Source organism: Pseudochrobactrum sp. Wa41.01b-1 (assembly GCF_019464455.1).
In the GTDB taxonomy this organism is placed as follows: domain Bacteria; phylum Pseudomonadota; class Alphaproteobacteria; order Rhizobiales; family Rhizobiaceae; genus Pseudochrobactrum; species Pseudochrobactrum saccharolyticum.
In genome coordinates this window covers 1,806,602-1,827,500 of record NZ_CP080493.1, presented here as the reverse complement: position 1 = coordinate 1,827,500, position 20,899 = coordinate 1,806,602, and the positions used below count along the sequence as shown (strand labels likewise).

At 51.5% G+C, this 20,899-nt stretch carries 19 protein-coding genes, 2 tRNA genes and 2 rRNA genes (1 of these 23 only partly in view); 19 read left to right on the top strand and 4 right to left on the bottom strand.

What is annotated here, in order from left to right:
- The 3 genes from K1X45_RS08545 to K1X45_RS08535 all read left to right on the top strand — a co-directional run.
- Window positions 1-1,084 (top strand): 23S ribosomal RNA (locus tag K1X45_RS08545); it begins 1,724 nt to the left of the window's first position.
- A 201-nt stretch (window positions 1,085-1,285) separates the two neighbouring features.
- A 5S ribosomal RNA gene (rrf, locus tag K1X45_RS08540) occupies window positions 1,286-1,400 on the top strand.
- 228 nt (window positions 1,401-1,628) lie between these two features.
- Window positions 1,629-1,705: transfer RNA gene (locus tag K1X45_RS08535), tRNA-Met, on the top strand.
- A 295-nt stretch (window positions 1,706-2,000) separates the two neighbouring features.
- Here the strand turns inward: K1X45_RS08535 and K1X45_RS08530 are convergent.
- Window positions 2,001-2,513 (bottom strand): methylated-DNA--[protein]-cysteine S-methyltransferase, encoded by a 513-nt coding sequence (locus tag K1X45_RS08530; RefSeq protein ID WP_220158566.1) that lies wholly within the window; start codon window positions 2,511-2,513, stop codon window positions 2,001-2,003.
- 311 nt (window positions 2,514-2,824) lie between these two features.
- Between K1X45_RS08530 and K1X45_RS08525 the strand changes: the two genes are divergently transcribed.
- Window positions 2,825-3,823: a diguanylate cyclase domain-containing protein gene (locus K1X45_RS08525; protein ID WP_213599222.1), complete on the top strand. Its 999-nt coding sequence runs from the start codon at window positions 2,825-2,827 to the stop codon at window positions 3,821-3,823.
- Between the two features lie 113 nt (window positions 3,824-3,936).
- Here the strand turns inward: K1X45_RS08525 and K1X45_RS08520 are convergent.
- Window positions 3,937-4,026, bottom strand: a tRNA-Ser gene (locus tag K1X45_RS08520).
- Window positions 4,027-4,394: 368 nt separating this feature from the next.
- Between K1X45_RS08520 and rplU the strand changes: the two genes are divergently transcribed.
- The 12 genes from rplU to K1X45_RS08460 all read left to right on the top strand — a co-directional run bounded on the left by rplU (window position 4,395) and on the right by K1X45_RS08460 (window position 14,884).
- Window positions 4,395-4,778 carry a 50S ribosomal protein L21 gene (gene rplU, locus K1X45_RS08515; protein ID WP_022712234.1) on the top strand — a complete coding sequence of 128 codons (384 nt, stop codon included), beginning with the start codon at window positions 4,395-4,397 and terminating at the stop codon, window positions 4,776-4,778.
- Window positions 4,779-4,802: 24 nt separating this feature from the next.
- A complete protein-coding gene (rpmA, locus tag K1X45_RS08510; RefSeq protein WP_022712235.1) occupies window positions 4,803-5,072 on the top strand; it encodes a 50S ribosomal protein L27 in 270 nt (89 codons plus the stop codon).
- A 141-nt stretch (window positions 5,073-5,213) separates the two neighbouring features.
- Window positions 5,214-5,885 carry a GNAT family N-acetyltransferase gene (locus K1X45_RS08505; protein WP_220158565.1) on the top strand — a complete coding sequence of 224 codons (672 nt, stop codon included), beginning with the start codon at window positions 5,214-5,216 and terminating at the stop codon, window positions 5,883-5,885.
- 226 nt (window positions 5,886-6,111) lie between these two features.
- Entirely contained in the window at window positions 6,112-7,170 is a 1,059-nt protein-coding gene (gene obgE, locus K1X45_RS08500) for a GTPase ObgE (protein WP_220158564.1), read from the top strand.
- A 7-nt stretch (window positions 7,171-7,177) separates the two neighbouring features.
- Window positions 7,178-8,347, top strand: coding sequence for a glutamate 5-kinase (proB, locus tag K1X45_RS08495; protein ID WP_220158563.1), 1,170 nt, complete (start codon window positions 7,178-7,180; stop codon window positions 8,345-8,347).
- Entirely contained in the window at window positions 8,337-9,617 is a 1,281-nt protein-coding gene (locus K1X45_RS08490) for a glutamate-5-semialdehyde dehydrogenase (protein WP_220158562.1), read from the top strand. The genes proB and K1X45_RS08490 overlap by 11 nt, the downstream gene beginning before the upstream one ends.
- 20 nt (window positions 9,618-9,637) lie before the next feature.
- Window positions 9,638-10,297, top strand: a complete 660-nt coding sequence (locus K1X45_RS08485; protein WP_370627111.1) for a nicotinate-nucleotide adenylyltransferase — start codon at window positions 9,638-9,640, stop codon at window positions 10,295-10,297.
- Between the two features lie 138 nt (window positions 10,298-10,435).
- Window positions 10,436-10,861 (top strand): ribosome silencing factor, encoded by a 426-nt coding sequence (gene rsfS, locus K1X45_RS08480; RefSeq protein ID WP_028233940.1) that lies wholly within the window; start codon window positions 10,436-10,438, stop codon window positions 10,859-10,861.
- A gap of 95 nt (window positions 10,862-10,956) precedes the next feature.
- Window positions 10,957-11,439: a 23S rRNA (pseudouridine(1915)-N(3))-methyltransferase RlmH gene (gene rlmH, locus K1X45_RS08475; RefSeq protein ID WP_075657351.1), complete on the top strand. Its 483-nt coding sequence runs from the start codon at window positions 10,957-10,959 to the stop codon at window positions 11,437-11,439.
- A 158-nt stretch (window positions 11,440-11,597) separates the two neighbouring features.
- On the top strand, window positions 11,598-12,968 hold the full coding sequence (locus tag K1X45_RS08470) for a murein hydrolase activator EnvC (RefSeq protein ID WP_220158561.1): 1,371 nt from the start codon (window positions 11,598-11,600) through the stop codon (window positions 12,966-12,968).
- Window positions 12,958-14,295, top strand: coding sequence for a S41 family peptidase (locus tag K1X45_RS08465; protein WP_022712243.1), 1,338 nt, complete (start codon window positions 12,958-12,960; stop codon window positions 14,293-14,295). The genes K1X45_RS08470 and K1X45_RS08465 overlap by 11 nt, the downstream gene beginning before the upstream one ends.
- Window positions 14,296-14,371: 76 nt before the next feature.
- On the top strand, window positions 14,372-14,884 hold the full coding sequence (locus K1X45_RS08460) for an RNA pyrophosphohydrolase (RefSeq protein WP_075657236.1): 513 nt from the start codon (window positions 14,372-14,374) through the stop codon (window positions 14,882-14,884).
- 64 nt (window positions 14,885-14,948) lie between these two features.
- Here K1X45_RS08460 and K1X45_RS08455 read toward each other — a convergent pair whose 3' ends face one another.
- Window positions 14,949-16,859 (bottom strand): PAS domain S-box protein, encoded by a 1,911-nt coding sequence (locus tag K1X45_RS08455; RefSeq protein WP_220158560.1) that lies wholly within the window; start codon window positions 16,857-16,859, stop codon window positions 14,949-14,951.
- Between the two features lie 349 nt (window positions 16,860-17,208).
- On the opposite strand from K1X45_RS08455, the gene K1X45_RS08450 reads away from it, so the two are divergent.
- Both K1X45_RS08450 and K1X45_RS08445 read left to right on the top strand, forming a co-directional pair.
- Entirely contained in the window at window positions 17,209-17,463 is a 255-nt protein-coding gene (locus tag K1X45_RS08450) for a GlsB/YeaQ/YmgE family stress response membrane protein (RefSeq protein WP_022709794.1), read from the top strand.
- A gap of 84 nt (window positions 17,464-17,547) precedes the next feature.
- Window positions 17,548-18,207 carry a YoaK family protein gene (locus tag K1X45_RS08445; RefSeq protein ID WP_220158559.1) on the top strand — a complete coding sequence of 220 codons (660 nt, stop codon included), beginning with the start codon at window positions 17,548-17,550 and terminating at the stop codon, window positions 18,205-18,207.
- Window positions 18,208-18,214: 7 nt separating this feature from the next.
- Here K1X45_RS08445 and K1X45_RS08440 read toward each other — a convergent pair whose 3' ends face one another.
- A complete protein-coding gene (locus K1X45_RS08440; protein ID WP_220158558.1) occupies window positions 18,215-19,096 on the bottom strand; it encodes a LysR family transcriptional regulator in 882 nt (293 codons plus the stop codon).
- A 113-nt stretch (window positions 19,097-19,209) separates the two neighbouring features.
- On the opposite strand from K1X45_RS08440, the gene K1X45_RS08435 reads away from it, so the two are divergent.
- On the top strand, window positions 19,210-20,706 hold the full coding sequence (locus tag K1X45_RS08435; protein ID WP_213600053.1) for a CoA-acylating methylmalonate-semialdehyde dehydrogenase: 1,497 nt from the start codon (window positions 19,210-19,212) through the stop codon (window positions 20,704-20,706).
- Window positions 20,707-20,899: the final 193 nt, after the last annotated feature.

Here is a 20,899-nt window from a genome sequence, read left to right as displayed (position 1 = left end):
CTGCGAAGTCGCAAGACGACGTATAGGGTCTGACGCCTGCCCGGTGCTGGAAGGTTAAGAGGAGAGGTGCAAGCCTTGAATTGAAGCCCCAGTAAACGGCGGCCGTAACTATAACGGTCCTAAGGTAGCGAAATTCCTTGTCGGGTAAGTTCCGACCTGCACGAATGGCGTAACGACTTCCCCGCTGTCTCCAACGCAGACTCAGTGAAATTGAATTCCCCGTGAAGATGCGGGGTTCCTGCGGTTAGACGGAAAGACCCCGTGCACCTTTACTATAGCTTTACACTGGCATTTGTGGCGACATGTGTAGGATAGGTGGTAGACTTTGAAGCGGAGGCGCCAGCCTTCGTGGAGTCATCCTTGAAATACCACCCTTATCGTCATAGATGTCTAACTGCGACCCGTATATCCGGGTCCAGGACCGTGTATGGTGGGTAGTTTGACTGGGGCGGTCGCCTCCTAAAGAGTAACGGAGGCGCGCGATGGTGGGCTCAGAACGGTCGGAAATCGTTCGTCGAGTGCAATGGCATAAGCCCGCCTGACTGCAAGACAGACAAGTCGAGCAGAGACGAAAGTCGGTCATAGTGATCCGGTGGTCCCGTGTGGAAGGGCCATCGCTCAACGGATAAAAGGTACGCCGGGGATAACAGGCTGATGACCCCCAAGAGTCCATATCGACGGGGTTGTTTGGCACCTCGATGTCGACTCATCGCATCCTGGGGCTGGAGCAGGTCCCAAGGGTATGGCTGTTCGCCATTTAAAGCGGTACGTGAGTTGGGTTCAGAACGTCGTGAGACAGTTCGGTCCCTATCTGCCGTGGGTGTAGGAATATTGAAAGGATCTGTCCCTAGTACGAGAGGACCGGGATGGACGTATCTCTGGTGGATCTGTTGTCGTGCCAACGGCATAGCAGAGTAGCTATATACGGACTAGATAACCGCTGAAGGCATCTAAGCGGGAAACTAACCTTAAAACGAGTATTCCCTATCAGAGCCGTGGAAGACCACCACGTTGATAGGCCGGATGTGGAAGTGCAGTAATGCATGCAGCTGACCGGTACTAATAGCTCGATCGACTTGATTGTTCTCATTATCAATATCCATCAAGCTCATCCAATGGATGAGTTTGATAGTTTCTTCTCTCTCACGCCCTATTCACTTCGTGAATGGCTCCGAGAGGGCGGCCTAACGGCCGGCACGCAGTCGCGTGCTTAGAGACGGAACTGCGCTAATTACGCAGTGCACGAAAAATCCAGCTTCTTATTTGTTTCTGTGCCCTTTGCTGACCTGGTGGTTATGGCGGAGCGGCTGCACCCGATCCCATTCCGAACTCGGCCGTGAAACGCTCCAGCGCCAATGGTACTTTGTCTTAAGACACGGGAGAGTAGGTCGCTGCCAGGTCTGCAAATGGCACAGAAAACAAAAACATCTTCTCAAACATTCAGCGCTAAACGCGCAAATCAATCGCTTACCGATAAGACAATCTTCAAAGCAAATCTTAAGCGATCATATATCTAGGGTGGAGCGCCCGTTCGGCCTACAATCGATAATCAATCGATTGCTATACGGCCTCACCTCATCAGGCTACGCCTGACTTCGCTCCCGGGCTCAAAACCCGAAAATCTTTGACGCGGGGTGGAGCAGCCCGGTAGCTCGTCAGGCTCATAACCTGAAGGCCGCAGGTTCAAATCCTGCCCCCGCAACCAAATAAACAGCCCGCTCTTTGAGCGGGATTTTTTTTGTAACGGGTCGTAGATTTTAAGCCTAGTCAGAGGCCCGCAAGGAGGCAAAGCCGACAAAGCGGGAGACAAAATCACAAATCCTGCGCCCAACCAAGATCTCCCAATAAAATACATTCGAAATTCAATAGTTCTGCAAACCAAGCAAAACTATAAAGGCAGTCCCGTCGGTCTAAAGCCGATAAACAAGCAACTGCTATAAAGCCCTCAACCCCACACGTTTAAGCGACGGAGGGAAAGCTATAAACTGCTACTTACGCTGTCAGAGTAAGCGTTCCTGATAAAGACTGCCTTCCAGACGCAACAGTGCTTCTTTCTTGGCTAGGCCGCCGCTAAAGCCTGTCAGCTTGCCATTGGCGCCGATAACGCGGTGGCAGGGAACAATAATCGAAATCGGATTAATCGCATTCACACGGCCAAAGGCACGCGCAGAACCACGATGACCGGCACGTTCTGCAAGTTCACCATAGGTAACGACTGTACCATAAGGCACTTTTGCAAGCTCCTGCCAGGCAGCCTTCAGAAAAGGCGTGCCAAGCGGTGCTAGTGTAAGATCAAAATGACGTCTCTCCTTTGCGAAATACTCGTGTATCTGTTCAGCGACATGGCGCACAGCCGCATCATCATGCCGCGTAACAGGGATTTGTGTATTGGCCGGATGAACGCGGCTGTCATTCTCAAAATCAAGGCGCATAACCGCGCCCTGATCATTCACAATAACGGTCAGCTCACCAATAGGCGTCCGAATACAGCCTGAATAAAAACATACCGGCATGAGCAATGTTCCGCTTGAATGTTTTGAACGCATAAAATGGTAATAATCTACCACTTTATGCTTGATGGAGCAGGACCAGCGATCGAAGGAAACAAAGGTAAAACTTCTTCTGCCGCTATAGGCACGTTAATGTCATCTATTTACGTGTCGTGCTCTTCTTCGCAATGTCACCGATTCACGGTAACTTACTTCACATGCCTTTGTATTGCGTGACCTAGAAAGGTTCATGCTGAAGTATGTTTTTGGAAGTTTAATAATTTAGAAGTTATGATTATTTATAATTTCAGCTGTAACAAGCAGTAGGACTTTTTATGCCGAGCCAACTTCAGAAAGAAATCAAGCGTTTAAAGCAAGAGTTGGCTGAAAAAGAGAAGCTTATAAAAGAGCAAGCTCAAACATTTTCACACTACAAAAAGATATATGGTCAGTCTTCTATCGTTGCACAAATAGGTATTTGGGAGTGCGCATTACCTACTGAGGAATTGACTTGGTCTGATTATACCTATGATCTGTTTGAATTGCCGCGAGGAACTCGACTTGATAGGTCTCATACCTTGGCTTGTTATACTGAAGTCTCTCGTGCGGAGCTTGTGAAGCGACGTTCAGATGCAATTGCTGCGCGTAGCGGTTTTACATTGGAAGCTGAAATAATAACTTTTGGCGGTAAGAGCCGCTGGATACGTATTACGGCATCAATTGAGTGTCAGAACGACATACCTGTTCGGATTTTTGGCATGAAACAAGATATCACTGATCAAAAACTGTCATTTGATCATATGATGTATCTTGCGGAATATGATCAGATGACTGGTTTAGCGAACAAAAGCCAATTCCTTGTGAAACTATCATCTGCCATTCAAGGAGATCAAGTAGCTAGCGGACATGGATATCTGTTGTTAATTGACTTGGATGGGTTCAAGCCGATCAATGATGAATATGGCCACATCGCAGGTGATGAATGTTTGAAAGAAATAAGTAATCGACTAAAATCGATTAATCACTCTTATAAAGAGATATTCAGAATTGGTGGTGATGAGTTTGCCATTATCACTAGTGAAATTCAGGACATAAAAGCTGTTCAAAAATTTGCACAGCGGATTATTGATTGTCTGAGCGAGCCGTTCATATTCGAGAAGCAATTCCTGAAGCTCGGAGCATCAATTGGTATCGCAAGAGTAGCCGGTGATTCAGCACAAGACGTCTTTGTGAATGCAGATACGGCTTTATATGCGGCCAAAGCGGCAGGAAAGGCCACTTATCGTTGTTATAATCCGAATATGGGTAACTGCGCAGTCCGTATTTCAGTGTGACCTTCTTCGCACTGCTAATGTGGTTTCTGACTGATAATGGCCGGAAGATAGTGTAAGTCAAGCCAATTAAAGTGAATTATCATTCAATAATTATTTGATTTAATAGAAATAACTGGCGGAGAGGGTGGGATTCGAACCCACGATGGAGTTGCCCCCACGCCGCATTTCGAGTGCGGTACTTTCAACCACTCAGCCACCTCTCCGCTGTGTCATCATATGAAAGTTTCAGACTAAACAATCTGTTTTCATATCAAATCATGCGATTTGCTGAATGTGTGTCGCGCTCATAACGCGGACAGCGGATTTAGACAAGTGCTAATCGTTCAGAACTCACCATAATTTCGCAGATAATGTGCTTTATGGTCTGAAAAACCTTGACGCGGCGGTGTTTTTGCCACTATATGCGGCCACGTCGCAGGAGGATGAGAATCCCCTTTGACTTTTGTTGTGTGTTTATCAGACCTTAAACTGATGTTTTTGCTAAGATAAATAATCAAACTGTCACGACTGACAAGAAGACGGTCCCTGCTTGGCGGGAGAACCGGAAACGAACGACCCGAAAGGAAAACAAATGTTCGCAGTCATTAAGACAGGTGGTAAGCAGTATCGCGTTGCCGCCAATGATGTGCTTAAAGTTGAAAAAGTTGCCGGTGAAGCCGGTGATGTTGTAGAATTTGCAGAAGTTCTGATCGTTGGCGAAGGTGAAAACGCCACTGTTGGTGCTCCGCGCGTTGAAGGTGCTGTTGTAACTGCGGAAGTAGTTGAACAGGGCCGTGCGAAAAAAGTTATCGCGTTCAAGAAGCGTCGCCGTCAGAACTCCAAGCGTACACGCGGTCATCGTCAGGAACTGACGACAATCCGCATTTCGGAAATCCTCACCGGTGGCGCAAAGCCATCCGCTAAAGCAAAGGCCGCGCCGAAAAAGGCTGCGCCAAAAGCTGAAGCTGCTGAGTAATCAACGAATTAAAGGAGAATACCGATGGCACATAAGAAAGCTGGCGGTTCATCGCGTAACGGTCGCGATTCAGAGTCGAAACGCCTTGGCGTGAAAAAATTCGGTAGCGAAGCTGTTATCGCAGGCAACATCATTGTTCGCCAGCGCGGTACTCAGTGGCATCCGGGTGCAAATGTCGGCATGGGTAAAGATCATACCCTGTTCGCAAAGGCTGACGGCGTTGTGTCTTTCAAGACAAAAGCAAACGGCCGAACCTTTGTATCCGTGAACCCGATGGCTGAAGCTGCGGAGTAACCGGTGCTCCATTCATATACCGGTGTTCCTGTTGAACCCGATATATGAAGCCTCTTTACGGACAAAATATTGAAGGGGAGACGGGAAACCGTCTCCCCTTTTATTTTTCCCGGAGGATGGCCGGCAGGCCTGAAAGCAACAATGACAAAATTGCAGAGCGGAACAGAATTAAGAAGCGAAAGCAGACAGGCTGCGCTGGCGACGGATGATGATCTCAGAGGTGCGGGGCTGACAGGAGCCTATGGTGCGAAAGTGACTTTGCGGGATTCCCCAGTGCAGCTCACAGAGCGTCTTGTGCTGCGCCCGCCGCATGAAGAAGATATTGATGCGATCGCTGCATTAGCAAACAATATTAATGTGGCGCGTATGCTGGCGCGGTTGCCTTATCCATATTCGCGCGAACATGCGGTTGATTTTATCAAGCTTGCAGCGTCCGGTGCGATCGGGCAATTTGTTTATGCGATTACACTTGCCGATACGGGCGAGTTTATTGGCAGCCTTACATTGCACGATCATAAATATGGCCCTGGCTATGAGATCGGCTATTGGCTGGGTGAGCCTTACTGGGGCAAAGGCTATGCCACAGAAGCCGCAACGGCTTTGATCGATTTGTCGTTCCGTGAATTGTCGCTGGAGCAGATTTATATCAGTGCGCAAAGCCGCAATGAAGGCTCAAAGCGTGTGATTGAGAAATGCGGTTTCAGGCATACGGGCTCTGCCATTGGTCATTCTGTTGTTGACGGAGATGTGCCGGTTGAGTGCTATATCATGACCCGTCAGCAATGGCTGGAATTGCGTGGTGCAGGGCAATAATGCTCTGCACTGCGATATAAGGACAAAAGCCGCTGCTCACTTTGTGTGCGTCTGCACTGAAACTATAGTTTGCAACTGCAGCGGCGGCGGTTTTCAAGTCCGGTTTTTTGCTGTATTGGCTCAGTTTAAATATCTCAGTTAAAATTGCGGTCGCATATATCTGCAATTTATTACCTCTTAATATCGGACTATCCGACAGCCGGCCTGTGCCGGAAAAGGCAAGCACATGAAGTTCCTCGACCAGACAAAAATTTATATCCGCTCCGGAAATGGCGGTGCTGGCGCGGTTTCGTTCCGTCGCGAAAAATTTCTGGAATTCGGCGGTCCTGACGGCGGTGACGGCGGCCGCGGCGGTGACGTCTGGGCTGTGGTCGTGGATGGTCTGAATACACTGATCGACTATCGCTATCAGCAGCATTTCCGGGCGAAAACCGGTATGCACGGCATGGGCCGTAACATGACCGGCGGTAAAGGCGATGACGTCATTCTCAAAGTGCCGGTTGGCACGCAGATTTTTGAAGAAGACAATGAAACGCTGATCTGCGATCTGACCACTGTTGGCCAGCGCTACCGTCTTGCCAAAGGCGGTAATGGCGGTTTTGGCAATCTGCATTTTAAAACCTCGACCAATCAGGCGCCGCGTCGTGCCAATCCGGGTCTGGAAGGTATTGAGCGCACCTTGTGGCTGCGCCTGAAGCTGATTGCTGATGCCGGTCTCGTTGGTCTGCCAAATGCCGGTAAATCGACTTTCCTTGCCAGCGTTACTGCTGCCAAGCCGAAGATCGCTGATTATCCTTTCACCACGCTGCATCCAAATCTTGGTGTTGCCCGTGTGGATGCGCGTGAATTCGTGATCGCGGATATTCCGGGTTTGATTGAAGGTGCAAGTGAAGGCATTGGTCTCGGCGACCGCTTCCTCGGCCATGTGGAGCGTACCCGTGTGCTGCTACATCTGGTTTCGGCACAGGAAGAAGATGTGGCGAAGGCCTATAAGGTGATCCGCGGCGAGCTGGAAGCTTATGGTCACGGTCTGACCGATAAGATTGAGATTGTAGCATTGTCACAGGCCGATACGCTTGATCCCGATGCGCGCAAAGACAAGATGAAGGCGCTGAAAAAAGCGTGTGGCCGTGAACCGTTGTTGCTGTCGGCTGTGAGCCGTGAAGGTATTGAGACAACGCTGCGCGAACTGGCACGTATCATTGATCAGAGCCGTGCGGAAGAGGCGGATCAGGAAGCTGCGAAAGCGGACGGTACAGCCAAGTCGGATTACAAAGGTAAGTGAGCAGATCATGACGATCGGGGCGCTGAAGAATTATCGTCGTATTGTTATCAAAATCGGCTCGGCGCTTCTGGTTGATCGTGCTCAGGGGCTGAAGCAGAACTGGTTGACAAGTATTGCTGCCGATATTGCGGCTTTGCAGGCGCAAGGTGTGGAAGTGCTGGTGGTGTCCTCTGGCGCGGTTGCATTGGGGCGCACGGTTCTGGGACTACCGTCAGGTACGTTGAAACTTGAGGAAAGTCAGGCATCAGCGGCAGCAGGGCAGATTGCATTGGCGAAAGCCTATGCTGATGTGCTGGGTGCGCATCAGATTATGGCAGGGCAGGTGCTGCTCACATTGTCTGATACGGAAGAGCGCCGCCGCTATCTCAATGCCCGCGCAACGATTGAAACGCTGCTGAAACTCAAGGCCGTGCCGGTTATCAATGAGAATGATACGGTAGCGACCAATGAAATCCGTTATGGCGATAATGATCGCTTAGCTGCACGTGTTGCCACAATGATCGGCGCTGATCTGCTCATTCTGTTGTCTGATATTGACGGCCTTTATACCGCGCCGCCGCATAAAGATCCGAATGCGCAGTTTTTGCCGGTCGTGGAAGCCATTACACCGGATATTGAAGCTATGGCTGGTGCCGCCGCATCTGAATTGTCGCGTGGTGGTATGAAGACCAAGCTGGATGCCGGTAAGATTGCCAATGCGGCCGGAACTGCGATGATTATCACCTCCGGTACGCGGATGAACCCGCTGGCGGCGATTGATCGTGGTGAGCGGTCAACTTTGTTCAAAGCGTCCGATGCGCCGGTTAATGCATGGAAAGTCTGGATTTCCGGACATCTCGATGCAGCAGGGCAATTGGTGATTGATGATGGTGCTTTGAAAGCGCTGAAATCCGGTAAGTCACTTTTGCCTGCCGGTGTGCGGGAAGTACGCGGTGATTTCCAGCGCGGCGATACGGTTTCCATTCTTAACTTGGAAGGCCGTGAGGTTGCTCGTGGTCTGGCCGGTTATGATGCTGCCGATGCCGTGAAGATCGCCGGTCATAAGAGCGGTGAGATTGAGAAAATTCTCGGCTATTTCGCGCGTTCTTCGATGGTGCACCGCAATGATCTGGTGATCCGTGGCAGCCGCACACAAGGTGCAGCGAGCGCTGAAGGGGAAATGTGCAATGCAGGATAAGCAGGACACTCTGGCAGTTACTGAACTGATGGCAGAGCTTGGCCGCAAAGCGCGTGCTGCTGCTGGCCCGCTGGCGATTGCCAGTGCCGAGCGCAAACATGCAGCTTTGATTGCTATGGCCGATGCTTTGCTGCGTCGCAAAGACCTGATCCTCAATGCCAATGTGCTGGATGTTGCAGCAGCGGAAGCTGCAGGCACTGCCGCATCTTTCATTGACCGACTGAAACTGGATGAAACACGTATCCGTGCGATGGCTGACGGTATTCGTGCGATTGCGGCCTTGAGAGATCCGGTCGGTGAAGTGATGACCGAATGGGATCGCCCGAATGGTCTGCATATTGAACGCGTACGCACGCCGCTTGGCGTGATCGGCGTGATTTATGAAAGCCGTCCGAATGTGACAGCTGATGCCGGTGCGCTGTGCCTGAAAGCCGGTAATGCGGTGATCCTGCGTGGTGGTTCGGATTCCGCGCATTCGTCGCGTGAAATTCATGCCGCATTGACTGAAGGCTTGAAGGCCGCAGGTCTGCCGGAAGCTGCTATTCAGATGGTGCCGGTGACAGATCGTGCCGCCGTTGGTGAAATGCTCAAAGGTCTGAACGGTGCGATTGATGTGATTGTACCACGCGGTGGCAAAAGCCTTGTTGCCCGTGTGCAGGAAGAGGCGCGGGTGCCGGTTTTCGCGCATCTCGAAGGCCTGTGCCATGTTTATATTGATGCCAGCGCTGATCTGGAAATGGCAAAGAAGATCGTTCTCAATGCCAAAATGCGCCGCACTGGTATTTGCGGCGCAGCAGAGACTTTGCTGGTTGATCACAAAGTGGCTGAGACGCATTTGGTACCTGTGTTGGATGAACTGGCAAAAGCCGGTTGTGTGATCCGTGGTGATGCAGAAGTATGCGCGCTATATTCTCAGGCTGAACCGGCGACTGCGGAAGACTGGTCAACGGAATATCTGGATGCAATCATTTCCGTGGCGCTGGTTGACGGGATTGATGGTGCATTGCAGCATATCAACCGCTATTCGTCCCATCATACAGAGGCTGTGATTGCGGAAGATGCTGCCGTGGTTGAGCGGTTCTTCAACGAGATTGATTCAGCCATTTTGCTGCACAATGCTTCAACGCAATTCGCTGATGGTGGTGAGTTTGGCATGGGAGCGGAAATCGGTATCGCGACAGGAAAAATGCATGCGCGCGGGCCGGTTGGTGTGGAACAGCTTACTTCGTTTAAATACCGTGTTCGCGGTAACGGACAGACACGGGTTTAAACACACGCATGTCCAAACCAGTGAAAGATCAATCAGGCAAGACCGCAGTGCCGCAAGCGTTTCAGGATGTTGCGCAAGGCTATCTGCACATGCCGGTTGCACCGGCTGGTGCTAAAATCGGTCTGTTCGGCGGTTCTTTCAATCCGCCTCATGCAGGCCATGTTCTGGTGGCAGAATTGGCACTGGAACGGCTGGGGCTGGATCAGGTCTGGTGGGTGGTGACACCCGGCAATCCGCTGAAAGATGTGAATGAACTGGCGCCGCTGTCCAAGCGCATTGCGCTTAGTGAAGAGCTTATCACTGATAAGCGTATTCATGTGACAGCATTTGAAGCCAGTTATCAGCTGCGTTATACGGCAGATACGCTGGCGCTGGTGCGCAAACATAATCCGGACAAGCATCTGGTCTGGATTATGGGCGCGGATAATCTGATGAATTTCCATCACTGGCAGGAATGGGATGAGATTGCCCGTACCTATCCGATTGCTGTCATCAACCGGCCGGGTTCGAATATGGCGGCGGAAGATTCCGTGATGGCGCAGCAATTTGAGGCGGCACGTCTGCCTGAAACAGAGGCTGCAAAACTTGCAACACAGACGGCTCCGGCATGGGTTTTTATCCACGGGCCGCAGTCTGATCTTTCATCCACGCAATTGCGCCGCCAAGAGATGAGAGAATAAGACGCAAAATCAGCAGGTTATTTTTCCTGTCAAATTTCCATGAGCCCGTGTCTTGAAACAGACACAGGACTCTGCCACTTTTATAGTTACACGGGGAGTAGTTGCCGTGTGGCGTTGTTCTTTACGGAAAGGTACTCATTGAGAACAGCAATTGAAAAGAAGGGTGTTACCACGCCTTCACCAGCTGAGGTCAGCGGCGAAGCCACTGTGTCTCATGCTTTAGAGGTTCTGCTTGCAAGCCTTGATGACTCCAAGGCAGAAGATATCATTTCCATTGATCTGCGCGGTAAATCCGCTTTGGGCGATTATATGGTGATCGCTTCCGGTCGCTCCCAGCGTCATGTCGGTGCTGTGGCCGATCATATGTTGCGTGCGCTGAAAGAAATCGGTGTGCGTGATGTTCAGATCGAAGGTCTTGAAGCAGCAGACTGGGTTCTGGTTGATACGGGTGATATCATCATCCACATTTTCCATCCGGAAGTCCGTGAGTTCTATAATATCGAAAAAATCTGGCTCACACCGGAAGCGGATGAATTTAATCCGCGTAAAAAGTCAGTGCATTAATTTGCACGATGATTTGTAAGATCAGGCATGCCGGATTGTGACGGCATGCTGCTCAAACTGCCTGACATGCTATGGCAGGCAGAGGTTTTTTGATTATGCGTGTTACAGTTTTTGCGGTTGGAAAAATGAAAGCCGGTCCCGAACGGGAACTGGCCGAGCGATACTTTGACCGTTTTTCCAAGTCCGGAACGGCCTTGGGATTTGAGTTTACCGGCGTCAGTGAGATTACCGAAAGCAGGGGCGGCAATGCGGATCAGCGTAAGACCGATGAAGCTGCACGTGTTTATGAAGCACTGGATAATGGCGCAGCGCTGATCCTGCTGGATGAGCGCGGTAAAGAACTTGGTTCTGAAGCTTTTGCCGAACAAATGGGTAAAATCCGCGACGGTGGCAAGAGGCAGCTGATTTTAGCGATCGGCGGGCCCGATGGTCATGATCCGCAATTGCGGGCGCGGGCAGATTTGGTGCTGGCGATGGGCAAGATGACTTGGCCGCATCAGCTGGCACGTATTCTGATTGCCGAGCAATTATACCGTGCGGTGACTATTCTTTCCGGCCATCCCTATCATCGGGTGTAATTTGAGCGTATCCCGAAAAGTGTGAAGCGGTTTCTGGATAAGATACGCGTAATCACAAATAAATAGAGCATTTACAGACGGATTTTGACACGGATAATCTTTGTTATAGATTCACCGCTATAACTGAGTGATCGCAACGGATCAGTATTCGAATTTTGATGAATAACAGCAGCATTTTCTTCCGGCTTTTTAAGATGAGCCGCATTTGTGCCGGACAGGTCAGATGCGTGTTTTCTGCCGGTTTGTTGCTGCTGTTGCCGGTTCCGGCTCTTGCGCAGGAGGCAGCACCATCCGCTCCGCCGCTGGTGCCGCTGGAAGAACAGCATCAAAAAGTCTCGGGCAGTCTGGATGCTATCAACAGCGAGATTGCGCTTTCCAAGGAAAAGCTGCAACAGCTGGAAACAAGCGTTTCAGAACTGAAAAAAGATCAGTCAACAATTACTGCCGCATTGATCCAGTCTGCCAAGACAGACAAGAAACTCTCGGAAGATATTGAGGCCGCGGGGCAGAAACTGACTGCGCTCAGCGAGCAGGAAGACGGTATCCGGCTGTCATTGCGTTCCCGCCGTAAAGTGCTGGCGGAAGTGCTGGCAGCTTTGCAGCGCATGGGGCTGAACCCGCCACCTGCCATTCTCGTGCGCCCTGATGATGCGCTGTCCTCCGTGCGTTCTGCCGTGCTGCTCGGTGCGGTGGTACCGGAAATGCGCGCGCAGACGCTGGAACTGATGGCTGATCTGAAAGAGATGCAGCGTTTGCAGGCTTCGATCAAAGATGAGCAGGAGCGGCTGATTGCCAGCCGCACAGCGCAGTTGGAAGAGCGTCAGAAACAGGAATTACTGCTGGAAGAAAAGCAAAAGCTTTACAGCCAGTCTGAAGAAGAATTGCAGACCGAGCGTGCCCATGCCGCAGAACTGGCTAGAAAAGCGACCAGCCTGAAAGATCTGATTGCCTCACTGCAGGAGCGGATGGATAAAGTCCGCACGGCGGCGGATGCCGCACGCGATGCCGAGCAGCAGCGACTGGCCGACGGACAGGAGCGCGCAGCACAGTCCGGCGAGAATTCACTGGTGTCCCGTGCGAATTTTGCATCTCTGCGCGGGCAGCTTGTGCTACCGGCCAGTGGTAAGATCGTACAAAAATTCGGTCAGAAAGATGATTTTGGCCGCCCGCGCGCAGGAGAAATGCTGCAAACGCCGCAAAACGCCACGATTACGTCACCTTCTGATGGCGTTGTACTTTATGCGGGGCCCTTTCGTTCCTACGGACAACTCTTAATCCTTGATGTTGGCAGCGGATATCATATCGTGATGGCAGGATTAAGCAGAATCAATGTTGCGCAGGGCCGGTTTGTGCTGGCGGGTGAGCCGGTCGGAACCATGGGAGATAAGCTTTTAACCAGTGTTGCTTCACTGGGGAGTGGTAATTCTTCACCGATGCTTTACATAGAATTTCGAAAAGATGGGAAATCCGTCGATCCGACCCCGTGGTGGACCGACAGGCATTCCGGAAGGACACAAGATGATACGTAAACTGTCGCTTCTTTTCGCAGGTGCCTTGATGGGGGCTTCGGCGATGGTTGCTGTGCAGGGGGCTCCGGCTTCAAGTGCAAATGCTGCCAGTAATGATACCTATAAAGAACTCGCAATTTTCGGCGATATTTTTGAACGTGTGCGCCAGCAATATGTGACGCCGCCGGAAGATAAGAAGCTGATAGAAACCGCCATCAACGGTATGTTGACTTCGCTTGATCCGCATTCCTCCTATCTCAATCCTGAAGCCGCGCAGGATATGCGCGTGCAGACAAAGGGTGAGTTCGGCGGTCTTGGTATCGAAGTGACGATGGAAAATGATCTGGTTAAGGTCATTGCACCGATTGATGACACACCGGCATCGAAAGCCGGCGTTCTCGCCGGTGACCTGATCACGCAGATCAATGGCGCGGAAGTGCGCGGCTTGTCGCTGAATGATGCTGTCGACAAGATGCGCGGGCCGGTTGATGAGGCGATTGAACTGACCCTGATCCGTCAGGGGGCAGACAAGCCGATCAAACTGTCGATCAAACGCGCGATCATCAAGGTCAAAGCAGTTCGTTACCGCGTTGAGAATGATGTCGGTTATCTGCGTGTGATTTCCTTCACCGAGAAGACTTCTGACGATCTGACAAAAGCGATCAAGGATATTCAGTCACAGATTCCTGAGAACAAGCTCAAAGGCTATGTGCTCGATCTGCGTCTCAATCCGGGTGGTCTGCTTGATCAGGCTGTGTCTGTATCGGATGCGTTCCTTGATAAGGGTGAGGTTGTTTCAACCCGTGGCCGTGACCCGCAGGATGTTACCCGTTTTGATGCCCGCGCAGGCGACCTGACCAAAGGCAAACCTGTTATCGTTCTGATCAATGGCGGCTCGGCCAGTGCGTCTGAAATTGTGGCCGGTGCCTTGCAGGATCACCGCCGTGCAACGGTTCTGGGTACACAGTCCTTCGGTAAGGGCTCCGTGCAGACCATCATTCCGCTTGGTGAAAACGGTTCGCTGCGTCTGACGACAGCGCTCTATTATACACCATCGGGCAAGTCGATTCAGGGCAAGGGCATTACACCGGATATCAAGGTGGAACAGCCGTTGCCGGATGAGCTGAAGGGCCGTGATGTAACGACCAAAGGTGAGGCCGGACTGAAAGGCCATATCAAGGGCGCTGAGGAAGATGACAGTGGTTCAGGTTCTTCGGCCTATGTGCCGCTGGAGCCAAAGGACGACATTCAGCTGGGCGAAGCTCTGAAGCTGCTGCGCGGTGAAATGGCCAATGCGGCATTCCCGCCGGATCCTAAGAAAGATCTGCCAAAGCCTGATAAACAATAAGCTTGTACACTTCAGAAAAACGCGGGGCAGTCCCCGCGTTTTTTGTCTCTGGTGATAGATAAACGGAATGAAAAACATGACTGAAAAGCGTGACCCCGCATCGCTGCCTTACCGCCCCTGTGTAGGCATTATGGTTTTGAACAGCGAAGGCAAAGTCTGGGCAGGACGCCGCATCATTGAGCCGAATGGTGAGATGGAAGGTGCAACGCAGCTTTGGCAGATGCCGCAGGGTGGTATTGATGCCGGTGAAGATCCGGCAACGGCATCGTTGCGCGAGCTCTATGAAGAAACAGGTATGCGCAGCGTCAGCCTTTTGGCCGAAGCGCCGGACTGGATCAATTATGACCTGCCGGAACATCTGATCGGTATTGCCTTAAATGGCAAATATCGCGGTCAGACACAGCGCTGGTTTGCCTATCGCTTTGAGGGTGACGAAAGCGAGATTGCAATCAACCCGCCACCGGGTGGACATGATGCTGAATTTGATATGTGGGCATGGAAACCGATGATGGAGCTGCCGGAGCTGATCGTTCCGTTCAAGCGCCCTGTTTATGACGAAGTCATTCAGGCTTTCAGACATCTGGTTTAAGATTTTATCTCTTACAAAAACGCCGCTCTTTCGGACGTCTATCTTGTCCGAAAGAGCGGCGTTTTTATGCCGGATCGTAGCGCATATTATTGGCCGGAGCATCGAGCCTGAACTCCAGCCCCTGCGATAAATAATGCAGCTCGGCAGAGCCGCCGAGACTGGCGGCAAGGGTACGCTCAATCAGGCGGGAACCGAAGCCGCGCCGCGCTGGCTTTTCCACTTGCGGGCCGTTCTTTTCTATCCAGTAGAACCGGAAACGGCCGTTTTCCACACGCCAGCTGATTTCGATATGTCCGTCAGGTGTTGAGAGCGCACCATATTGGACGGCATTGGTGCCAAGCTCATGCAGAGCCATGACCATGGATAAAGCCTGCCGTGACCCAAGCGTAACGGGAATGCCGCTGATATTTATGCGTTTTTCACCGGTTCCGGCATGAACGGACAGGCTGTTGGTGACAATATCCGCAAGTTCGGCACTGACAGATTTTGCCCCTTGGGTCAGCACGTCCTGTGCTTTGCTTAGCGCCATGATACGGGCTTCGAAGGCAGTTCTTGCATCTTCCGCGCTGGTCGTACTGCGCAATGTCTGATTGGCAATGCCCTGAATAACCGCGAGAATATTTTTACTGCGATGGGCCAGTTCTGCGGTCAGCATAGCCTGCTGTTCTTCTGCATGTTTGCGGTTAGTAATATCCTGTACAATACCGCGCATACGCACCACAGTGCCCTGATCGTCGCTGATGAGTTCCGTTGAAAGCGCAACCCAGCGCTGTTCATTATTATCCAGCCGGTGAATAAGATATTCGCTATAGCCGGAACGGGGCAAAGCCAGAGAACCGGATTTTGCCGCATCGGTTTTATGCTCGTCACAATTGCGGGGCGACATCAGCTTTTCAAAAAGCTCGATCGTAATATTGGTGTCCGGTGCAATGCCGTAAATCTGCCGGATCTGGTTGGTGACGGTGATGGTGCGGCTGACCAGATTTATATCGAATGCCCCGATCCCGCCGGCCTCCTGAGAAAGACGAAGCATTTCTTCCTGTTCGCGCAGGCGCTCCTGCTGCTCGCGAACGAATGTGCGATCCATGAGGATTTTGAGAAAACCCTGCATATGGCCGTCCTGATCGTAGAGCGGCAAAAGCTGGCCGCTTGCCCAGAACCGGCTGCCATCTTTGCGCATATGCCAGCGCTCCACCGCATCCTGCCTGTGATGCAAGGCGCTGACACGGCGCATTTCCGGTACATTTTTCTCACGCTCTTCCGGTGTGAACAGGATATCGACGGAAGATTTCAGCACTTCCTCTTCTGTCCAGCCGAATAATCTGCGCGCGCCTGCATTCCAGCTGGTGACCTGACCGCTCAGTGTTGTGGTGATAATCGCGTAGTCCAGCGCATTATCGATAATAAGCTGGTTCAGCTGCTCTTTGTGTTGCTGCCGGTGATGGCGCGCCTGCATTTCCATATGCGAACCGGCAATCTGTGCCAGCCTGCGAAGGTCCTTGAGTTGCTCGGCAGATAAATGGCGCGGCTTTTTATCGAGTATCAGCATCGTGCCGAAAATGGTGCCGTCATGGCCGGCCAGTTTTATTCCTGCATAAAAACGGTAAGGCGAGGTACCGGTTACAAATGGTTCGCCGGCAAAGAGCGGCGTTGTGCTTGCATCGCTGACGATAAAAATATCATCGGCGAGCAATGTCTGGCGGCAAAAATTATGTCCGGGAGGAGGGGCGTTCAGTGTCAGGCCATAAACGGCTTTAAAAATCTGCTGCTCTTGGGAAATGAGATTGATAGCCGCGACCGGTGCGTCGCAGAGTCTGGCAGTCAGAGCAACCAGATTATCAAGAACAGGATCATTTTGTCCGTTCATGATTGTAAAGCGCGGTAAAACAGCCTGAAATAATGAAGATGCTTCGGACAATCCGAAAAGATTACTGACTGAGGTATCCCATCTGGCTTCCACCTGCGTATCCCCCATGCGAGCTTGTACTTTAGCAAATGTATAAATTTACACGATTTTAACAAGCGGAATATTTGGAGGGCAGTATCTCTGATTTTGAGGATGAAAATAAGGCGTTTCTTAAAATAGTGTTAATTTGCAATGTTAGGCTTTGTATCGTCTGTTTATGTCTGTGCCTTGTGTTTATGAAAAACCGGCTCCTGATTTTACCGGCACTGCTCTGATCCTGTTATATTTATTGATTTTATTATGCAGCCATGTGGTCTTTAATGCGTTATCCTGATGATGCGACCGGTCATTGTTGTCGGAATAATGAGCGGGATGCAGTAAATTCTGAAACAGGCAGCAATTAATATCGGAGATAATAATGGGTGCAGAAAGTTTACTGGTCTTTCTTATCGTAGGTCTCGTCGCCGGCTGGCTCGCGGGGCAGGTCGTGCGCGGTGGTGGTTTCGGTTTGCTCGGAAATCTCGTCGTTGGTGTGATCGGCGCGTTTCTGGCTGGCTGGTTGTTGCCGCGTCTTGGTTTCGCGATCGGCGGCGGTGTCATTGCCGCAATTGTGAATGCATTTATCGGTGCTGTTATTTTGCTGGTCATACTGAGGCTTGTAAAACGAGCGTGATCTTTTAAAATTCATTATTACAGCCTGCCGGAACAGAGTCCGGCGGGCTTTCATTTGTTCTGACGCTTGTTTTAGTGAGTTGTGATGACGCCTCCCGCCCGTTTGCTGACCGGTCTGGTTCTCACTGCCGTTGCCGGTTTTGTTGATGCGCTCGCTTTCATAGAGCTGGGCGGTTATTTTGCCTCTTTCATGAGCGGAAATACAACGCAGCTCGGGCTGGCAATGAGCGGACCTGATGGTCACGCGCTGCAATTACTGCGCGGACAAAGCCTGTTTATGCCGCTGCTGCTGATCGGGCTGTTTTTCAGCGGGGCATTTCTTGCGTCTTTTATCAGTGCCCGTGAGCAACACTGGTATTCAGCGCGGGTTATGCTGTTGGTTATCACCCTTCTCTTAAGCACCATGTTGCTCAGTCAGATCCAAGGACTGGCATCAATGCCGGTCATTTTGCTGGCGGCGGCAATGGGTGCGCAAAATGCTGTGTTTAAACCGCATGGGGCAGCACGGCTTGGTACAACTTTTGTGACCGGAACGATTTTTAACGCAGCCAATGATCTGGCGCATAGTTTACGCGGACAGGCTCCGCGTTACCGCTGGCTGCAGCATATTTATGTGTGGCTTTCGCTGGTTTTTGGTGCAGCCTGCGGGGCTGTCTTATATACCGGCACAGGTATCTGGTCGCTTTTACTGCCCGTCGCGGTTCTGACACTGATGCTGGTCTTTTACCGGCTCAGAGAGAAGTGAGGATTGCCTAAATAAATAAATGGCGCTCCTGCTCCACCAGACCGGAAATGTAATCAGCAACGATATGGATGCGGCGCAAGGTGCGGGCTGTTTCATGATAGGACAGCCAGTAGGAGCGCTTGATACGTTTATGGGGCAGTATTTCGGTCAGATCGGAATATTCGCGGGCAATAAAACCGTGCAAAATACCGATGCCGGCTGCGGCTTTGACAGCTTCAACCTGTCCCAAAGCACTGGAAACCTCAAATGCAGGCTGCCAGTCGCGGCTGATTTCCCGTGCATAATCCAGCGTCGGTGTGGCAACCAGATCCTCCACATAACCGATCAGCCGGTGATGATTTAAGTCCTCAACAGTTTGTGGTGTGCCGTAACGCTCAAGATAATCTTTGTGCGCATAAAGGCCGAGATTATAACCGGTGAGTTTGCGGGCAATCAGTCTGCCGGTCTCCGGTCGCTCGACACTGATGGCAATATCAACTTCACGGCGTGAGAGTGAGAAAGAGCGGGGAACGGGCACGAGCTGAATGGTCAGATCGGGATAGAGCGCTGAGAAACGCGCCAGTCTGGGGCTGAGAAAATTCACGCCGAAGCCGTCCGGTGCGCCGATCCTGATTGTACCGGCCACAGTAATATCCGCATTGGCCAGATGGGCATGGGCGCTGAGCATTTCTGCTTCCATTTTTTCTGCGGAAAGCAGAAACTCTTCACCGGCCTGCGTGAGTTCCGAGCCATTGGTGCGCCTGTTGAGTAATGTGGTTTTCAGGCTGCTTTCAAGTGCGGTGAGCCTGCGTGAGACTGTTGTGTGGTTAAGGCCGAGCTTCTTGGCCGCGCCGAGAATTTGTCCGGAGCGGGCAACAGCCAGAAATATGCGAATATCATCCCAGTTCATGGCTTAAGCTTATATATATTTTTGCACAACGGATACGCTTTTCGCCTACTTGAAAACTATTTTTTGCAGGGCGATGATGGAACAGAGATTTTAAATTCCGGGAGAGAGTTGTGATGAGGCAGGTCGGGCATTTTATTGGCGGCAAGCATGTGGCAGGCGCAAGCGGCCGGACAGCAGAATTTTATCAGCCTATGGATGGTGCGGTGTTGGGGCAGGTTGCTCTGGCGACCAAAGACGAAGTGCGTGCAGCAGTTGAAAATGCCAAGGCGGCGCAACCTGCCTGGGCTGCGACCAACCCGCAGCGCCGTGCGCGTGTTTTGCGCAAATTTCTGGAACTGGTTGAAGCCGAATATGACAGCCTAGCGGAATTGCTGGCACGTGAACATGGTAAAACCATTCCTGATGCCAAGGGTGATATTCAGCGCGGTCTGGAAGTTATCGAATTCTGCCTTGGTGCGCCGCATCTGCTGAAAGGTGAATTTACAGATGCTGCCGGTACCGGCATTGATGTTTATTCTATGCGCCAGCCGCTCGGTGTTGTGGCCGGTATCACGCCATTCAATTTTCCGGCGATGATCCCGCTGTGGAAGGCTGGCCCAGCGATTGCCTGCGGTAATGCGTTTATTCTCAAACCTTCTGAGCGTGATCCGGGCGTGCCGATGCGTTTTGCGGAATTGTTTATGGAAGCCGGTCTGCCAGCCGGTATTTTCAACGTGGTCAATGGCGATAAAGATGCGGTTGATGCGCTGCTGGATGATCCGGATGTCAAGGCAATCGGCTTTGTCGGCTCCACCCCGATTGCGCAATATATTTACGCACGCGGCTGCGCTAATGGTAAGCGCGTTCAGTGTTTCGGTGGTGCCAAAAACCACATGATCATTATGCCGGATGCGGATATGGATCAGACGGTTGATGCGCTGATCGGTGCCGGTTACGGTTCTGCCGGTGAGCGTTGTATGGCGATCTCAGTCGCTATTCCGGTCGGTCATGACACCGCCGAGCGTCTGATGGATAAGCTCATCCCGCGTGTCGAAGCGCTGAAGGTTGGCCCGTCAACGGATGTATCTGCGGATTACGGCCCGTTAGTGACAAAACAAGCGCTGGATCGTGTGCGTGGTTATGTTGATCTTGGCGTTGAAGAAGGTGCCAAGCTGGTTGTTGATGGCCGCAATTTCAAAATGCAGGGCTATGAAAATGGCTTTTATCTCGGCGGCTGTCTCTTCGATCATGTCACCAGAGATATGCGTATTTACAAGGAAGAGATTTTCGGCCCTGTGCTCAGTGTTGTCCGTGCCAAGACTTATGAAGAAGCACTTTCCCTGCCGAATGATCATGAATATGGCAATGGTGTCGCGATCTTCACCCGTGATGGTGATGCCGCCCGCGACTTTGCTTCCCGTGTTCAGGTTGGCATGGTTGGTGTGAATGTGCCGATCCCTGTGCCGATTGCCTATTACACATTCGGCGGCTGGAAAGGCTCCGGTTTCGGTGATCTTAACCAGCATGGCCCTGATGCTTTCCGCTTCTACACCAAAACCAAAACTGTGACCTCACGCTGGCCGTCGGGTGTTAAGGATGGTGCAGAGTTCGTCATTCCGACAATGAGTTGATATTTCGGCTCTGGCGGGCTGCAAATGGCACTTTGCTCCACTTCCGGTGCTCACGTACCTTAGTACGCTCCGCTCCGGTTTTCGCAAAGCACCACTTTCGCCACGCCATAACCAAAATATAGGCAACACCTCATTCTGAAACCCCGTTTGCAAAAAAAAAACGGGGTTTTTGTTTGTGCATGCAAGGTCATAA